11 protein-coding genes are annotated in these 17,098 nt (G+C 47.8%); 6 read left to right on the plus strand and 5 right to left on the minus strand.

What is annotated here, in order from left to right; all coding sequences use genetic code 11:
* Positions 1-46 precede the first annotated feature (46 nt).
* The 3 genes from EII41_RS05315 to EII41_RS05325 form a co-directional block, all read right to left on the minus strand.
* On the minus strand, positions 47-322 hold the full coding sequence (locus EII41_RS05315; protein ID WP_411292579.1) for a transposase: 276 nt from the start codon (positions 320-322) through the stop codon (positions 47-49).
* Positions 323-402: 80 nt separating this feature from the next.
* A complete protein-coding gene (locus tag EII41_RS05320) occupies positions 403-717 on the minus strand; it encodes a DUF4491 family protein (protein ID WP_124789733.1) in 315 nt (104 codons plus the stop codon).
* Between the two features lie 11 nt (positions 718-728).
* A complete protein-coding gene (locus EII41_RS05325) occupies positions 729-3,041 on the minus strand; it encodes a TonB-dependent receptor (protein WP_124789734.1) in 2,313 nt (770 codons plus the stop codon).
* 408 nt (positions 3,042-3,449) lie between these two features.
* Here EII41_RS05325 and EII41_RS05330 point away from each other — a divergent pair, with 408 nt between their 5' ends.
* The 5 genes from EII41_RS05330 (at position 3,450) to EII41_RS05350 (ending at position 12,299) form a co-directional block, all read left to right on the plus strand.
* Positions 3,450-5,483, plus strand: a complete 2,034-nt coding sequence (locus tag EII41_RS05330) for a M13 family metallopeptidase (protein ID WP_124789735.1) — start codon at positions 3,450-3,452, stop codon at positions 5,481-5,483.
* A 5-nt stretch (positions 5,484-5,488) separates the two neighbouring features.
* Positions 5,489-6,958, plus strand: a complete 1,470-nt coding sequence (locus EII41_RS05335) for a T9SS type A sorting domain-containing protein (RefSeq protein ID WP_124789736.1) — start codon at positions 5,489-5,491, stop codon at positions 6,956-6,958.
* A 23-nt stretch (positions 6,959-6,981) separates the two neighbouring features.
* Entirely contained in the window at positions 6,982-8,697 is a 1,716-nt protein-coding gene (locus EII41_RS05340) for an SGNH/GDSL hydrolase family protein (RefSeq protein WP_124789737.1), read from the plus strand.
* An 876-nt stretch (positions 8,698-9,573) separates the two neighbouring features.
* On the plus strand, positions 9,574-10,800 hold the full coding sequence (locus EII41_RS05345; protein ID WP_124789738.1) for a beta-ketoacyl-[acyl-carrier-protein] synthase family protein: 1,227 nt from the start codon (positions 9,574-9,576) through the stop codon (positions 10,798-10,800).
* Between the two features lie 35 nt (positions 10,801-10,835).
* Positions 10,836-12,299 carry a phytoene desaturase family protein gene (locus EII41_RS05350; RefSeq protein ID WP_185711837.1) on the plus strand — a complete coding sequence of 488 codons (1,464 nt, stop codon included), beginning with the start codon at positions 10,836-10,838 and terminating at the stop codon, positions 12,297-12,299.
* Between the two features lie 25 nt (positions 12,300-12,324).
* On the opposite strand, the gene EII41_RS05355 is transcribed toward EII41_RS05350, so the two are convergent.
* Both EII41_RS05355 and EII41_RS05365 read right to left on the minus strand, forming a co-directional pair.
* Positions 12,325-13,062: a lysophospholipid acyltransferase family protein gene (locus EII41_RS05355; RefSeq protein ID WP_124789740.1), complete on the minus strand. Its 738-nt coding sequence runs from the start codon at positions 13,060-13,062 to the stop codon at positions 12,325-12,327.
* 400 nt (positions 13,063-13,462) lie between these two features.
* Positions 13,463-16,447, minus strand: coding sequence for a glycoside hydrolase family 3 N-terminal domain-containing protein (locus EII41_RS05365; protein WP_124789741.1), 2,985 nt, complete (start codon positions 16,445-16,447; stop codon positions 13,463-13,465).
* 257 nt (positions 16,448-16,704) lie between these two features.
* Between EII41_RS05365 and rplS the strand changes: the two genes are divergently transcribed.
* Positions 16,705-17,061: a 50S ribosomal protein L19 gene (rplS, locus tag EII41_RS05370; RefSeq protein ID WP_124751186.1), complete on the plus strand. Its 357-nt coding sequence runs from the start codon at positions 16,705-16,707 to the stop codon at positions 17,059-17,061.
* The last annotated feature ends 37 nt before the right edge of the window (positions 17,062-17,098 follow it).

Here is a 17,098-nt window from a genome sequence, read left to right on the forward strand (position 1 = left end):
ACTTTATGGATATGGTATACTACATAAACGGAGGAAGGAATTTCCATTACCCACTCAAATCAACATAGAGCCAGATTTTTTCTATCGCGGAATCTGGGTTGATTCCGGTTACAAGATGGATGCCGTCATCAAAGAGGCTTTCAAAGAGTTTAGGGGAGATATATCTCTTATCTTCAAAGAGTTTTCCGTATAGTTCTTTAGCCGGAACCTGCCGGACTTTCGGGTTTCTGTCATCCATGTTAGACCCTGTAAGACAAAACGTAATAAACTCTTCACGATCATTGCATACGAAATGAAGTTTCAATCCATGACACCATCCCATGGTACTTTTTCCGTTTGTGGCTATACCTTTGGTTTCTCAGGGGCTTGAGCGTTCGTGCTGTCCTTGTTATAGAGAAGAAGTTATTTCTTTTTTTTTCGTTTCGGATTGGCAGGGAACCAGCCTTTTTCGACACGTTGGGCTTGTTCGAAAATCTCGATAATAGACCAAAAGCACGAAAAAGCGACAACTCCCGCCAAGGTCGATAAAAAAATATGGTCGAGCATAATGGATACTCCTGTTAGAATAAGCCCGGCGATTAAAAATACCCACCAGCAAGCTGTTCCGAAATAATACTCTGTTTTAATGACGATCGGATGAAAAAGTCCGATGATCAGAAACGTTGAAATTCCTGTTGTTAACCCCCAAAGGTTATATGTCGTAAGAAATTCCGTCATGATTGTTAATTTTAAAATGTAATATTAAGTTTAGTGCCGAACTGCAAAGGGCTTCCCTTTTGCATGAACGACTTGTCGAATGATTTGAAATAGAAAGCCGAATAATCCGTATCGGTCAGATTCTTTATCCATAGATCGAGTGAAAAGATGCCTTTGCGCACGCCGGCTTGCGTATGGATCGTTGCATAAAACTTTTGTAAAAGATCGTTGTGTTCTGTCCAGTAGATGGGGCCTGCTCCATTACATTGTGCCGATGCGAAGAATTGGTTGATCCAGCAATGTTTCAATGACTTGGTGTAATGCAACCCGACACCCAGCGTATGTCGAGGGGTATAAGGGATATAACGACCGGAAAAATCTGTGCGACCATCATGATAGTCACGAAACGTAGCATGCGTATAGCCGTAGTTCAGGTCGGCGGTAAGATCATTTGTCAAGATGGCACGTAAAGAAAGTTCTGCTCCGTAACTTTCGGCTTTTCCTGCATTGCTGAGGATACGTCCGTGACCGCTGGTTACGAATTTTGTGATCTGAAGATTCGCAATATCCAGATAAAAGAATGTCAACTCTGCGTGAAGATGATCGCGTATCAATTCACTTTTTACCCCTATTTCATAATTCCAGCTCGTTTCCGGACGATACGAAATAACGTCTTTAACGGCTTCCGGTTCTATTTTCGGAATAGAAGGCATAAATGTGCTGAACACATTCATCATATCGTACTGCATCCGGGCTTGCATGATGTCGGCAGACATTTGCATATTGTATCCTCCCGTTTTATACCCTTTAGAAGCGGAAAGATAAGTTACCGTACGTGGAGAACATTCATATTTGATCGAGATTTTGGGTAACACCTGCCATAAATCGGACGAAATGGATTCGTCGATAACCGAAGCGGGGTAGAGGCTGCTGATATCTTTGGGTTCGGGCATTTTGGGCGGCAGTTGCATCGTCAGGTGCATTTTGCCTTTGGCATTGTAACGCAAGTCTTGTTTTTCGTAATCGAGCCGAACTCCTGCCGTCAGTGAAAGACCTTTGATGAACAGGTTTTTATAGGTGGATTGATGGTAAAGAGCGGCGCCGTACGAAGGCGTCTCGAACGTGCTGGGGATACCGATAGACTTGTCGGTGATAACAAGCGAGGGCATTTTCGGATTAATCGCCTTCAGTCGGTCGAAGATGGGTTGCAGGTTTCTTTTAATGCCGTCCTCCTTGAGTTCGACCGGGGCTTCCGTGCGCATGTCCGTGTAAAATCCGTATGCACCGACTGACCACTGATAATTCTTTTCGGTACGACTTTTAACAGAAACTTCTTGGCTGAAGGCGTGTTGTTTCTGCAATTGATTCAGAACAAAGACGGAGGCTGCCGAAAAGTCCTGATCCATTTTCATGTCATCGTCAAAATACTGGTAACCGGTTGTCGAGGACAAAAGGATTTTTTTTGTCTCATACGTCAATGAAAGGCTTTGATGAAGCATTGTCCGGCGATACGATGAAGGATCATTCATCTTTACTTGTGCTACTTTCCCTGTTGTTAGGTCGTATAATCCGTAAGGGAAGGCACCCTGATCGGAATATTCGCCCGAGAGGGAGTAAAGAGCTTTAATACCGGGAGTAATCTGCCAATGTAGTTTCAGATGTCCGCCGGTTGTCTTTTCGGCATCGGCTTTCTTCCCAGTGTATTCATTCTTGAAAAAACCGTCTCGGCGGCTATAATATGCACCGGCCGACAGTCCGAATGAATGGGTGATCTTCATATAATGCGATGCTTTCGCGCGAAATCTCCCGTAATTTCCATACGCCAGCGAAAGTTTTGTCCCTTGGTAGTCGAGCGGAGAAAGCGTATGAATATTAATGATTCCTCCCATCGCATTGCGTCCGTAAAGTGTGCCTTGGGCACCTCTTAACACTTCGATGCGCTGCACATCGGGCAGCTCGAAATCAAAAGTGCTTTTATCGGGATAAGGTGCGTTGTCGACATAGAGTCCGACAGACTGTCCGCTGCTTCGTGCCCCGACACCACGGATATAAATGGCCGACGTCAGTTTGGCTCCGTAATCGGGCAGATACAAGTTGGGGACGAAAGAGCGGATATCTTTGATAGATGTCATTTGTCGCCCTTTGATCTGCTGGGGGGTAAGAATCGAGACGGCTCCCGGCAGCGTACGTAAGCTGTTCGTTTCTTTCGCCGATGAAGTAATCACCACCTCATCGATGTTATACGTTTTGAGCGTATCGGGCAATATCTTTCCTTTTTCGGCATGTACTTTCGCTGTTGTCAAACACATACAGGAAACCCACCATAACAAATAAAATTTCTTCATTCTTGAACGTTTTTTATGTTGCAAAGGAATATAAAAACGTCTGTCAAGGCAATCACTACATGTAGTGATTTTTTGCTTTTTGTTCGATTATAGTTGAATGATTATTCGTTTTAAATGCTTATGCCGTCCTGATAAAGCACGAAAAATCATCGTTCTTGTTCCGGAGCGATTGCTAAAAGAAAGGCGGGAAAAAAAGAGGAGAATGGTATTGATTCAGATTGTCGTTTATAACGCTTTGTTACCTGAAGACCATCTGCGGTTCAGGTAATAAGTGAGCTCGATATCATCGAGCGAAACATAACTTATCTTCTTCATACCGTCGGATACGGCTTTGCGATACAAAAAAAGGACGATATACGTTTCGTTGATTATAAATAATGTATACCTTTGCCAGAAAAAACAGTTAATATGAAAAAAAAGTATTTATCAGTAGCATTAATCCCATTGATGATGGCTTGGAATTCAAATCCGAAGACGGCTACCTTAACGGACGATGCCGGTATCCGTCTCGAAAACCTCGACACGACCACCAATCCGGGTACTAATTTTTATCAGTATGCTTGTGGCGGGTGGATGAAAAATCATCCCCTCACGGGTGAATATTCGCGTTTCGGCTCGTTCGACAAACTGGGTGAAGACAACCGCGAGCAACTGAAAAGTCTGATCGAAGAAATTGCCGGAAAAGAGCATGAGAACGGTTCGGTTGCACAGAAGATCGGCGACTTGTACCATATCGCCATGGACAGCGCCAAACTCAATACCGACGGAACAGCGCCGTTGAAGCCTTGGCTCGATAAGATCGCAGCCATCAGCGATAAAGCCGAACTGTCCACCTTTCTGGCCGAGATGAAACTGTCGGGTATGTCAGCGTTTTTCAGTGTGTATGTTGGTGCGGATGTAATGGATAGCAAGAAGAACATCTTTTCGACGTATCAGGGCGGACTCTCGCTGGGAGAACGTGATTATTACCTCGAAGAGGATGAAAGCACGATGAAAATCCGTAACGAATTCAGAAATCATGTCGTCAAGATGTTCGAATTGTTCGGGATTTCGGGCGAACAGGCACAGCGGCAAATGGAAGATGTGATGCGTATCGAAACACGTTTGGCCAAGTCACATTTCGACAAGGTGAAAACGCGCGATCCGTATGCGAATTATCATAAAATGACGGTCGACGAACTCCGGAAACTCGTTCCGAATATCGATTGGACGAAGTTTTTGAACACCCTTAACGTCGATGTCAAAGAACTTTCCGTATCGCAGGAGGAACCGATGGTCGAGGTGAATAAGCTGATTGCCGAAGAGCCATTGAGTGCGATTCAATCGTATCTTTCATGGAAAGCGATCAATCATGCCGCTTCCTACTTGAGTGACGAGATTTATGCGCAGAACTTTGAATTTTACGGTAAGGTGCTTTCGGGCAAGACCGAGATGCAACCGCGTTGGAAACGTGCGCAAGCCAGTGTGAACAACTGTCTGGGCGAAGCGGTGGGACAGATGTATGTTGCGAAATATTTTCCGCCCGAAGCCAAAGAGCGTATGGTCAATCTTGTGCATAACTTGCAGAGTGCTTACGCCGAACGGATTCGTAATCTCGACTGGATGGGCGATTCGACGAAAGCCAAAGCGATCGATAAACTGAATGCGTTCTATGTGAAGATCGGTTATCCCGACAAATGGAAAGATTACACGTCGCTTGAGGTGAAGAAAGATTCCTACTTTGCCAATATCGAACGTGCCACGCAGTTTGCCATACGCGAAATGCTCGATAAGGCAACGAAACCCGTCGATCGCGACGAATGGTACATGACACCGCAGACCGTGAATGCTTATTATAATCCTACCACGAACGAGATTTGTTTCCCGGCGGGGATTCTTCAGTATCCGTTCTTCGATATGAATGCCGATGACGCCTTCAATTACGGGGCGATAGGGGTCGTGATCGGCCATGAAATGACTCACGGCTTCGATGATCAGGGACGCCAGTTCGATAAGGACGGTAATCTCAAAGATTGGTGGACGGCATCGGACGCGGAGAAGTTCCAGGAACGTGCCAAAGTGATGTCCGATTTCTTCGATAACATCGAGGTGGCACCCGGTGTGCATGCCAATGGGAAGTTTACATTAGGCGAAACACTGGCCGATTACGGTGGTTTGCAGATTTCCTACCAAGCCTTTAAGAATGCGACGGCCGGTAAAACATTGGAGAATAAACTCGGCTTTACCCCTGATCAGCGTTTCTTCCTTGCGTATGCAGGCGTTTGGGCAGGTAATATCCGGGACGAAGAGATTCTTCGTCGCACGAAGACGGATCCTCATGCCTTGGGTAAGTGGCGTGTAGACGGTGAACTTCCGCATATCGATGCATGGTATCAGGCCTTCGGCATCACGGAGAACAGTCCGATGTATATCGCCAAAGAAAAACGAGTAACGATCTGGTAGTGTAAATGAAACAAATTGTAGTCGTATTTTTAAGTATCGTTTGTCTGTCAGGTGCCTTGCGCCTGACAGCACAGACGTATAACGCGCAGGAAGTAGCCAAGCTGAAAGCGTTTTTAATCCAGAACTCGGCGGAGAAAGGGAAAAAGAATTATGAACAATTGGGGGTTGCTCCACTTGATGCCGTAGACTGGAAGAACGTTCCCGGACTGACATGGAACGCGAACGGGCGTGTGGAGAGCATAAACTGGAACAAGAAGAAACTGGGAGGCGATTTAGATGTCAGTGGCTTTACCGATTTGTTGGTAATGCATTGTGAAAGGAATCAGTTGCAGTCTTTGAATGTCACCGGCAATACGAAGATGACTTATCTCGACTGTTACAATAACGAATTTAAGTCGATCGATATCTCTACCAATGTCAATCTGACACGTTTCTGTTGTCGTTATAATCAGTTGACGAAGCTGGACGTGACCCATAATCCGAAACTTACGTTTCTCTGTTCGAGCGGGAATCGGTTCGAACACATCGATCTCTCGAACAATGCGGAACTCGTAGAATTTTATGCGGCCAACGGTAAACTGAAGCGTATCGATCTTTCTCATAATCCGAAACTGAAAGAGGTGGCTTTGCGTACGAATCAACTCACATCGCTGGACGTCTCGAATCTGACAAAATTAGAAAACCTGACTTGTTACGAGAATAAATTGACAACATTCAAGGCGTCCGGGTGTAAATCGTTAAAATTGATTCGCGCTTACGAAAACAAAATCACGTCTCTCGATGTGTCGGGGTGTACGGCATTGGAGACCTTGGCTTTCTATTCCAACAACCTCGCGGAGTTGGATGTGTCGGAATGCCCGAATATTGAGTTTATTTCGTTGATGAACAATGGGACACATACATTAAAACTTCCGCCTAATCCGTCGGATAAGCTGCGAATCATGTGCGAAAGAAACCGCTTTACTTTTTCCACGTTACCCCGGCCTTCGTTCTTGCGCTCTTATGCACCGCAAGCCAAAGTGACGTTATCGGCGCCATGCGACAAAATCGATCTGAGAAGCGAGTATAAACTGAATGGAGTGGCATCCGTGTTTGTCTGGACGGACAGGGGCGCTCCCGTGATTCCTGAGGCTAATCGAGACGGACTCTTTTCGTTTGCCGAATCGTATGTGGGCAAAACGTTGACGTGTACCGTCACGAACCCCGCATATCCCAAGCTGACGATGACGTATGAGGTGTCGTTGACGGAGCCGGTAGCCAATATCATCGTCGAATCGGAAGTAGCGTTCCGGACACAAAGAGAATTGCTTTGTCTGACGGCAAGTCGTCCTGTGACCGTGCATATTTATACGATCATCGGCGCGCTGTTGCGGAAACAAAGACTGAGCGAAGGCGAGACCTGCTTCACGTTGCCGCAGGGGATATATATCGTGTCGTTGAGCAACGGTACGGTACGAAAAATAGTGATACCGTAAAACAAACAACTTTTTAAACAAGTATGAATAAAATATATACCGTAATAGGTCTGTGCCTGATCTCGATGACTCTACAGGCGCAGACCATGAAGTGGTTTAATCCGCAACAGAGTGAAACACCCTGCATTCAGCAACGCGGCTGGGCCGATGAGATGAAGAACAGTTATGCACGCCTTCCCGACCGTGCCCGCTCCGAGGTGCGCGAACCGGTTTGGAAATTATCGCGCAACGCTGCCGGATTGGCAATTTATTTTTATACGAATGCTTCCGAAATACGCGTGCGATACACGGTCAGTAGTGGGATGAGCATGCCTCACATGCCGTCGACCGGTGTTTCGGGTGTGGATTTGTATTCCATCGACAAGCAGGGACGCTGGATGGATAACGGAGTTAAATACATCTTCGGAGATACGATTCTCTATACGTATACCGATCTGAACACGAAGATGGAACGTGAATACCGGCTGTATCTTCCGCTTTATAATTCGGTGACGTGGATGGAAATCGGAGTTCCCGAAGGATCAGTCTTCAAGGTCGAACCGGTGCGAAGGGAGAAACCGATCGTCGTTTACGGCACTTCGATTGCACAAGGTGCCTGCGCTTCGCGACCGGGCAACGCGTGGACGAATATCCTGGCCCGCAAGCTGGACTGGCCGGTCGTGAATTTCGGTTTTTCGGGTAACGGACAATTGGAACCTGAGGTGCTCAAATATATCAACGAAGTAGACGGAGCGGCCTATCTGCTGGATTGCTATCCGAATCTCGGAAAGTTTACAGTCGAGGAGAAGACGCGTCGTACCATCGAAGCGGTGCGCTCTATTCGTGCGAAGCATGCCGCTCCGATTGTGATTGTGCAGCATACCGGATTTAATCAGGACGAGGTGCAGGCATCGACCCGTATTCAGGTGGCGGAAGCGAATGAGGCGGCACAGAAGGCGTACGACCAACTCAAGAACGAGATCAAAGACCTTCATCTGATGACGTTCGACGAAAGTGTTCGCACAACGGAGACAACGGCCGAAGGCATTCACCCGAACGATTACGGCATGGTCGTTTTGGCCGGTCATCATGAAGCGTTCTTGCGTCGGCTTCTGCGTATGCCGAAAGGAACGAAGAGCACCATGATTCCGGTGACGCAACGCCGTGAGCCGGGTACGTACGACTGGCAGGCGAGGCATCAGGATATCCTGCGCCAGAATGCCGAACAGGCTCCGCGGCGTGTCATCATGGGCAATTCCATTACTCACTATTGGGGAGGAGCGCACAGGATTCAAGACGGCAAGGAAAGCTGGAACAGAGAGTTTGTGCCGGCGGGATACCGCAACATGGGCTACGGTTGGGACTATGTGCAGAATGTGCTCTGGCGAGTGTATCATGGCGAGCTGGACGGATTTGAGGCCGAAAAGGTGGTGCTGAATATCGGTACCAATAATTTGACGTTCGATAGTGACGAAGATATCGTCGAAGGACTACTCTTTCTGCTGGCCGCGATTCGCGAGCGTCAGCCCAAGGCGGCTATTAAAGTCGTTGCCCTGTATCCGCGTCGGGCGATGGAGGAGCGCGTAGCCGGGCTGAATCGCAAGATTGAGCAGGCTGTGCTTCCGTTGGGTTACGAGTACTGCGATGTGGGCAGTTACTTTCTCAAGCCCGACGGAAAAATCGATGAAACGCTCTTCAGAGACGGTTTGCATCCCAATGCGAAAGGGTACGAACGGATCGCCGCGAAAGTAGCGGAATAAGCGCGAAAGTAGCCGAATAAGATAGAGTGAAGAGGAGGGTGTGTCAAAGCGGAATGCTTGGGCACACCCTCTTTAAGAATAGGCGAAAAGCCAATCTCCCGGTATGATTAAGTCTTCCGATGGCCATAATGAAGCCTTCACATCGTTATGGTTAAGCTTGCCGATGCTTATGAGTTATTTAAACCACAGTTGTGTTCCAATTGGAACACAACTGTGAAACAATTGTCTCACAACTTTGATCCAATTGGAACTCAATTGTGGGACAAGTAACCGAATGTGATCCGTCGGCTTAACTGTACGCATCGGAGGGCTAAACTGTGCCGATCGCTTGGGTTACCCCCGGATTCCGCAATGGAACCAAATAAGAATGAATTTAATTCAGGCTTTCAGCCCTCTAAATAGGGTGCGGACATCGATACCCCACCCTTACGGGATGGGGCTGAAATAATTCGGGCTTTCAGCCCTTGGATGCCCTTCGGGGGGGGAGTTGTTGAGTTGTTGAGTTGTTTATTTGTTGATTCGTTGAGTTGTTTGATTGTTGAGCTGAAGGCTGATTGCTGAAAAAGCCCTGCAGGGGCGCGTTAATTCAGCCCAATGTGGAGCGAAGCGAAGCGTTGGGGAAAAAGGCATTGCATCTCGGCGGAGGGCTGTAAGCCTGACATAATGAATGGTTATGAATGATAAACGCCGAACTGTGTATCGCGTAATTTGGGTTAAAAGCAGGGTGGAAGTACCGATAGGTTTTGCCAAAAGGAGCTTAATGGCTGTTATGCTTCGTAAAGAGATGCTTTTTTGTGGGCTCGTATATCGGTATTTCGGCTTTTTTATCTATGTTTGCTGCGTTTTGCACAGACGATAACATTAGAACAGAAGAACGTGAATAGAAGAGTAGTTATTACCGGTATGGGCATTTATTCGTGCCTCGGAAAGAATCTGGACGAAGTGCGGGAATCGCTTTATCACGGAAAATCAGGAATCATCTTTGATCCTGTCCGAAAAGAGATGGGATTTCGTTCGGCGTTAACGGGGCATCTTGAAATCCCCGAATTGAAAGGGATACTCAGCCGCAGTCAACGCGGATATATGCCCGAGCAGGCTAAATATGCTTATGTCGCCACATGTGAAGCGATGGCGCAGGCACGACTCGATGCCGATTATATCGAACGGCACGAAGTCGGTATCCTTTATGGGAACGACAGCACCTCGGAAGCCATGGTCAGAAGCGTGGACATCTTGCGCGAAAAGAAGGACACGACCTTGATCGGTGCGGGGGCTATTTTTCAGTCGATGAATTCGACGGTGACGATGAATCTTTCGTGCATCTTCAAGTTGAGAGGTATGAATCTGACGGTTTCGGGCGCCTGTGCGAGCGGATCGCATGCGATAGGTCTGGGCATGTTGCTAATCCGTGACGGATTGCAAAACTGTGTGGTTTGTGGGGGAGCCCAAGAGATCAATCCATTTGGCGTTAGCAGCTTCGACGGAATCAGTGCGTTCTCGGTCAGAGAAGGTGAGCCCACGAAGGCTTCCCGCCCGTTCGACCGCGATCGTGACGGATTGGTGCCCGGCGGTGGCGCCGCAACGGTTATCCTCGAAGACTATGAATCGGCCGTACGCCGGGGAGCACCGATTCTCGCCGAAGTGTGCGGGTACGGCTTTTCGTCGAACGGCGACCATATTTCGGTGCCGAACGTCGAGGGCCCGGTACGTTCCTTGTATATGGCGCTCAGGCAGGCAGGCATAGACATCCGCGAGATTGGCTATGTGAACGCTCATGCGACTTCAACCATCGTGGGCGATAAGAATGAAGCGAAATCGATCGATACTGTGTTCGGCGACTGGAAGCCCGAAGTGACTTCGACCAAGTCCATGACCGGACATGAGATGTGGATGGCGGGAGCGAGCGAGGTCATCTATTCGATGCTGATGATGAAGAATGATTTTATCGCGCCGAATCTCAATTTTGAAAATCCTGATGAAGATTCGGCCAAACTTAATATTCCCGCGACACGCATCGATAAACATTTTGATATGTTTTTGTCGAACTCGTTTGGCTTTGGCGGAACGAATTCGACCCTTGTCATCCGAAACATGAACGGCTGACCGTTCGTATCACCTACCTGTCAACATATACAACAGTGAATTACGACGTAATTATTATCGGAGGAGGTCTGGGGGGACTGGAGTGCGGTTTCATATTAGCCCGTCACGGACTGAATGTATGTGTATTGGAACAACATACACAGGTTGGCGGCTGCTTACAGACTTTTCGGCGAAAAGGCGTGACGTTCGACACGGGTTTTCATTATATCGGAGGATTGGGCGAAGGCGAATCGCTTTATCCTTTCTTCCGTTATTTCGGGCTGCTCGATTTGCCGTGGCAGCGAATGGACGATCTGTTCGACGAAGTGGTTATCGGAGAACAGTCTTACTTTTTTGCCAACGGACACGAACGCTTCGTCGATACATTGGCAGAATCCTTTCCGCATCAGCGCAAACAATTGGAGACTTATACCGCTTTTCTGAAAACGGTCGGCGAGCATCTGCTCGATGTGTTTGATCCCGACGTGATGAATGGAGAGTATGTGCTTCCCCTGTTCGGACGGTCGGCGTATGAATTTCTGCATGAAACGATCGACGATCCGCTGTTGCGAAAGGTCCTTTCGGGTACTTCGCTCAAGATGGAGCTGGATGCCGACAAATTGCCGCTCTATACGTTCGCGCAGATTCATAATTCCTATATCCAGAGTGCGTGGCGGCTGCGTGGCGGAGGCTCACAGATTGCCGATCGTCTGGTACAACAGATCGAGGCGATGGGAGGTGTCGTTCGTACCCGTAGCGGAGTAACACGGCTGATCGAAACGAACGGACGAATTTCCGCAGTCGAGGTGAACGGTGACGAGCAACTTACCGCCCGCTTTTTCATCTCCAACGCCCATCCGGCCTATACGTATTCGATGCTCGAAGAGAGCCGGTGTATCCGTAGAGCCTTCCGTAAACGCATCACCCATCTGCCTAATACGACCGGCGTATTTACAGCCAACATCCGCCTGCGTCCGGGCTGTGTGCCCTACTGCAATCGCAATATTTACCTTCACGACGAAGCGTCCGACCTCTGGCACTACCGTTTCGACAAAGAACCGTCCGGCATGTTTATCAGCTATAAGACGCCGGAGAACGGTGATTGCCATACGTCGAACATCGATTTGCTCACGCCCATGTCGTGGGGCGAGGTGGAGCGCTGGAAAGACGGCCCTCGCGATGCGGATTATGTTGCCGTCAAGCGCGAAAAGGCCGAGGCATGCCTTGCTTTTGCCGCACGCCGGATGCCTTGGCTGCGCGATGCCGTCGAAGAGATATATACCAGTACGCCTCTGTCGTACCGTCGCTATACGAATACGGTCGACGGTTCGGCGTACGGTATCCGAAAAGACTGTACATCTCCGATCAGTACCGTACTGATGCCGCGTACGCCTGTTCCTAACCTGTTCCTGACAGGACAGAACCTGAGCCTGCACGGCATCCTCGGCGTATCCGTAACGGCTCTCTTTACTTGTGCCGAAATCCTCGGTATGAAGACGGTAACGAACGATTTTGGATAGAGTGGGGGAGAAGAGATGCGGCAGATTACTTGAACTCTTCCCAAAGGGCTGACGTGATCATCTGTTTGGTGGTATCGGCCCACTGTTGCAGATGAGATGAATCGGCCGATTGTTCCGTATCGCAAATCGGCGGATGAATCACCATCTCCATCCGGTGAGGCCGTACACGCCATGATCCGATGGGTAAGACGTGATATGGACCGTTCAGCGTAATGGGCACAATCGGCAGATGGAGGTCTAACGCTATCTGAAAGGCACCTTTCTTAAAACGCCCGACTTTCCCCGTTTCTGATCGTGATCCTTCCGGAAAGACCGCCAGCGATGCCCCGTTCTTAAGCCTCTGTTCGGCTTCGGCGATACTGCGTCGCGCAGCTTTCGGCGATGAATTATCGACAAAAATAAATCCTGCCGCACGACAGGCATATCCCACGAAAGGAATTTTAGCCAGCCCCTGTTTCATCATCCATTTCATGGGGACGCCCAGAAAACCGTATATCAGAAAAATGTCGAATGCTCCCTGATGATTGGCTACAAATACATACGACTGTCCTTTACGCAGATGTTCGCGTCCGCGTACTTTAACCGGACACATGGCGAGCCGGCACGTTACCTTCGACCAAAACATCCCCGGATAGAACGAAAAGAATTTTTCTCCTCCCAGCAGGCAGCCGACCGTTACGATCAGAGCGGTCAGAATGGTATGCACCACAAAAACAGGGGCTGCGATCAACCAGAAATAAACGGTATAAAGTATTCTCAACATCTGTTTGTCTTTTTTCAAGGGCAAATATAAAAGGTTATTTGATTCATTTCATCATTTTTTTGCCGAAATATTTTTCGAATCGAAGAATTATTCCTTTATTTGTGCTTAAAATTAGCATGTAATAATAATTAAAATATCAAACCATGAGTGCATTAAAGTATTTAGGAGTTCTTGTTCTCCTGATTGGAGTGGTCATATTGGCAATCCCTGCAATAAGCGGAAGCGCCGGGAGTAATGTCATGCTTGTTTTAGGTCTTGTGCTCGTTCTTTTAGGATATATAGGTCATATTTTCCTGAATAAGAACAGCAAAAGAATCGAATAGAAGCGATACGTCAACAGGTAGAGAAAAGGGGCTGTCCGATTAAGTCGAAAGACTTTGCGGACAGCCCCTTTTCTCTTTTATTTCTTTATCGCGCGATAAATTGCGTCCTGAATGCGTGTGCGGATTTCGAGCGATGAGAGTTTCCCGTTAGAACGTGTCGGATGAACCCGATTGCTTAGGAAGATATAGATTAATTGATTGTCCGGATCTACCCAGAAAGCCGTTCCGGTATATCCGGTGTGTCCGTAAACCGAAGCAGGTGCTAATACACCACAGGGTGACGCATCCGGATTGCCGGTATCGGGTTTGTCGAATCCCAGCCCGCGACGGCAAGTCGGACTTTTGCTTTCCGTAAAAAGCTTGCAGGTCTCGGCTGAAAGATACGATTCGCCGCCATACGTACCTTTATTTATATACAATTGCAGCAGCTTGGCCAGATCGCCCGCATTGGAGAACAGGCCTGCGTTTCCCGAAACACCTCCCTGAAAGGCTGCGGCTTCGTCATGTACGTAACCACGCAACAACTGCCGACGTATAAACTCGTCGTTCTCGGTCGGAACAACCACCATCGTATCCATTTTATGCAGCGGGTTGTAAGTCGTTGTACGTGCTCCCAATCGATCGAAAAAATGAGTCTGCAACAGCTTGTCCATCGGTTGTCCGGTTTGCTGTTCAACAATCATCTTCAGCAGAATAAAGTTTATGCAACTGTATCTGTACTTGCCGCGCTCACCGAGCTTCGAGTCTTTGATCTCTTGCATGATGATATCCTTGAACGAATCGTGCACATAGATATGCTTCGCAGCTTCGGCTGTGAACCCGGGCTTTTTCGTCTCCGATATCAGATGAGAGAAGAACTTGAAATCGTTACGGGCATAAGTGTGTGCATCCAGACGTACGGGATGGGTAGCGCTTTGGGTACGGCTGTATAACTTGCCGGTGTAACTTTTTTCATCGATGGCATTCATGTAAAAAGGAATGGACGGTACGAGGCCCGACTGGTGATACAACAACTCCTCAACCGTCAGATGCACTTTGTTGCTTTCTCGCAGGGATGGGATATAGGAGGAGACAGGGCTGTTCAACGTGATCAACCGGTCGTCGTAAGTTTTCATCACGGCCAGCAGGGTGCCAGTTGCTTTTGAGACTGACGCCAGATCATACACCGAGCGGCTCGTTACTTTCTGCTTCCGTTGGTAGTCATAATATCCGAACGATTTGTCGTATACGACCGTCCCATTCTTGACTACCAATACTTGACATCCCGGATAGGCCTCTTTACTCAATCCTTCTTTTACAATGGCATCGATTTCTGCCAGACGGGCCGCATCCATCCCGACCTCTTCGGGAAGATGATAGCCTAAACGTGTCTTTTCCGTGAAAACGCCTGTTCCCGCGTAAAACATACCGGGGATGGTGACAGCCAATTTGCCCTTCGTCGGGATACCGCCGAACACTGCCTGCGCCGCGTATTTCTGTGCGAAAGGAGTGCCTTCATAAGCCATGACTACAGCCTTCGCATGCTTGATAGACACTTTATACTCTTTGCAGAAGTAGGGCAGAGTGAAGAAAACATATATCCAATCTTTCCGTGCGGCGAGTTTGGCTAATGCGGGATGTTCGTTGATTCGTACCGTATAGACACCGCAGATAATCACATCATATTTCTCTAAATCACGCACGATGGTCTCGATTTCTGCTTCCTTTGTCGAAAGCGTAATCCTATAATGGTCAATGGCGTCATATTTACCGAGTGTCGATTGAAACTCTTCGTCATATAAATCGCCGACGGAAAGCAAGGCAATCTTTTTCTTTTCGAGTTGCTTCAAAGGCAGGTAGTCCGATTCGTTTTTCAATAACGTAATCGATTCTTCGTTCAACTTGGCTGCGAGCCAAGTGGCATGGGCGGAGTTTAATCGTTCCGGAAGGCCTTCGATCTTAATCGGACGATAATTGTTCAATCCGGCAATATATTTATACGACAAGACCTTTTTGCACTTCAAAGCGATATCATTCTTACTAAGCGTACCGTCGGTAATCGCCGCTTTTACGGCTTCTATTTCTTTGGCTAATTTATTCGGAGCAAGGGCAATGTCGTTTCCTGCCTTTAAGGCCAGAACCGAAGGACTTTCCTGCTTGTTGCGTTCGGCACCTTTCATGGCCAAAGCATCCGTAAAGCAAAGTCCCTGAAAGCCGTCTTTCTTCTGTAGTAGATCCGTAACGACCGCATCCGACAACGAAGCCGCTCTTCTCTCTTTTTTGTCGAGGGCCGGCACATACAGATGAGCTGTCATGATACCTGCAAATCCGGCCTTGATATAATGACGAAAAGGAGACAGTTCAATGCTGTCCATCTCTTTTAGGGAACGGCGTAAAACGGGTAAGGTATGATGCGAATCGTCCGACGTATCGCCATGCCCCGGGAAATGCTTCGCTACGGAGAAGATGCCTGTGCTTTCAAGTCCGCGCGCATACGCTACCCCTTTTTCCGCTACAGCATCGGGATCTTCACCGAATGAGCGGAGACCGATAACGGGATTATCCGTATTGCTGTTCACGTCGATAGTCGGTGCGAAGTTGATATGGATGCCCATCTCTCGGCATTGTCGTCCGACTTCGGCGCCGTAAGCTTCAATCAGACGGATGTCTTCAATAGCCCCCAGCATCATGTTTTTGGGAAACCGTGTAGTTTCGCTCAGACGCATCGATAAGCCCCACTCTCCGTCGAGAGCGATGAACAGCGGAACGCGTGAAACTTTTTGCAACCGATTCGTCACCTCGGCCTGTGTCAACGGATTGCCTTTTTGAAAAAGTACGCCGCCCACTTTCTGATTTGTGATATAACTTTCGATCTTCCGCATATTCGCAGCATCAGATTTCGGTTCGGCTATGACCATAAATAATTGTCCGATTCGTTCATCGTCAGTCATTGTCCGGTATACGGAATCGACCCAATGGTTCATCTTCGCTTTATCTGCTTTCCGAAATAAGGCAGGCTCTACTTGCGACGTCATGCTCATCCCAAGCAGAAAAAACAGCAAAATATAATTGATCTTATTCATGCGTTACGTTTTTATATCCCGCAAAAATACACGCCCGGGGACAAAAAACAACAATAATTTGTTTGCTTTTTATCAACAAGCGGTGATAAGAGCGACTTTTCTCGTTCGAACAGGCCGTAAAAACATACTTAGAAAATGCGTGTATATCTGTTTTTTTTGTATCTTTGCAGCCGCTTTACGTAATCGCTGTCGGGAAAGAGTGAGACCCGTTATGTTGCGTTTTGTTCGAATTATAAACATATAAAGAGCTATAAACAATGGATTTAATTAAAGTCGCAGAGGAAGCATTTGCTACGAAAAAAGAACATCCCGCGTTCAAGAGCGGCGATACGATCACGGTTTCGTATCGAATCAAGGAAGGAAACAAAGAGCGTATTCAGCAGTATCGGGGCGTGGTAATTCGCATTTCGGGACAGGGTGACAAGAAGCGTTTCACGGTTCGGAAAATGTCCGAAAATGTCGGTGTAGAAAGAATTTTCCCGATCGAATCTCCTTTTATTGAGAGTATTGTACTTAACAAAGTCGGTAAAGTTCGTCGTTCTAAATTGTATTATTTGCGCAAGCTTACCGGAAAGAAAGCACGTATCAAAGAAAAAAGAGTTACTACGATTTGATCGATTTCGTAACAAAATTAAAACAAGGCCGTCTCGA

This window comes from Tannerella forsythia (assembly GCF_003860135.1).
GTDB classification, from domain to species: Bacteria; Bacteroidota; Bacteroidia; order Bacteroidales; family Tannerellaceae; genus Tannerella; species Tannerella forsythia_A.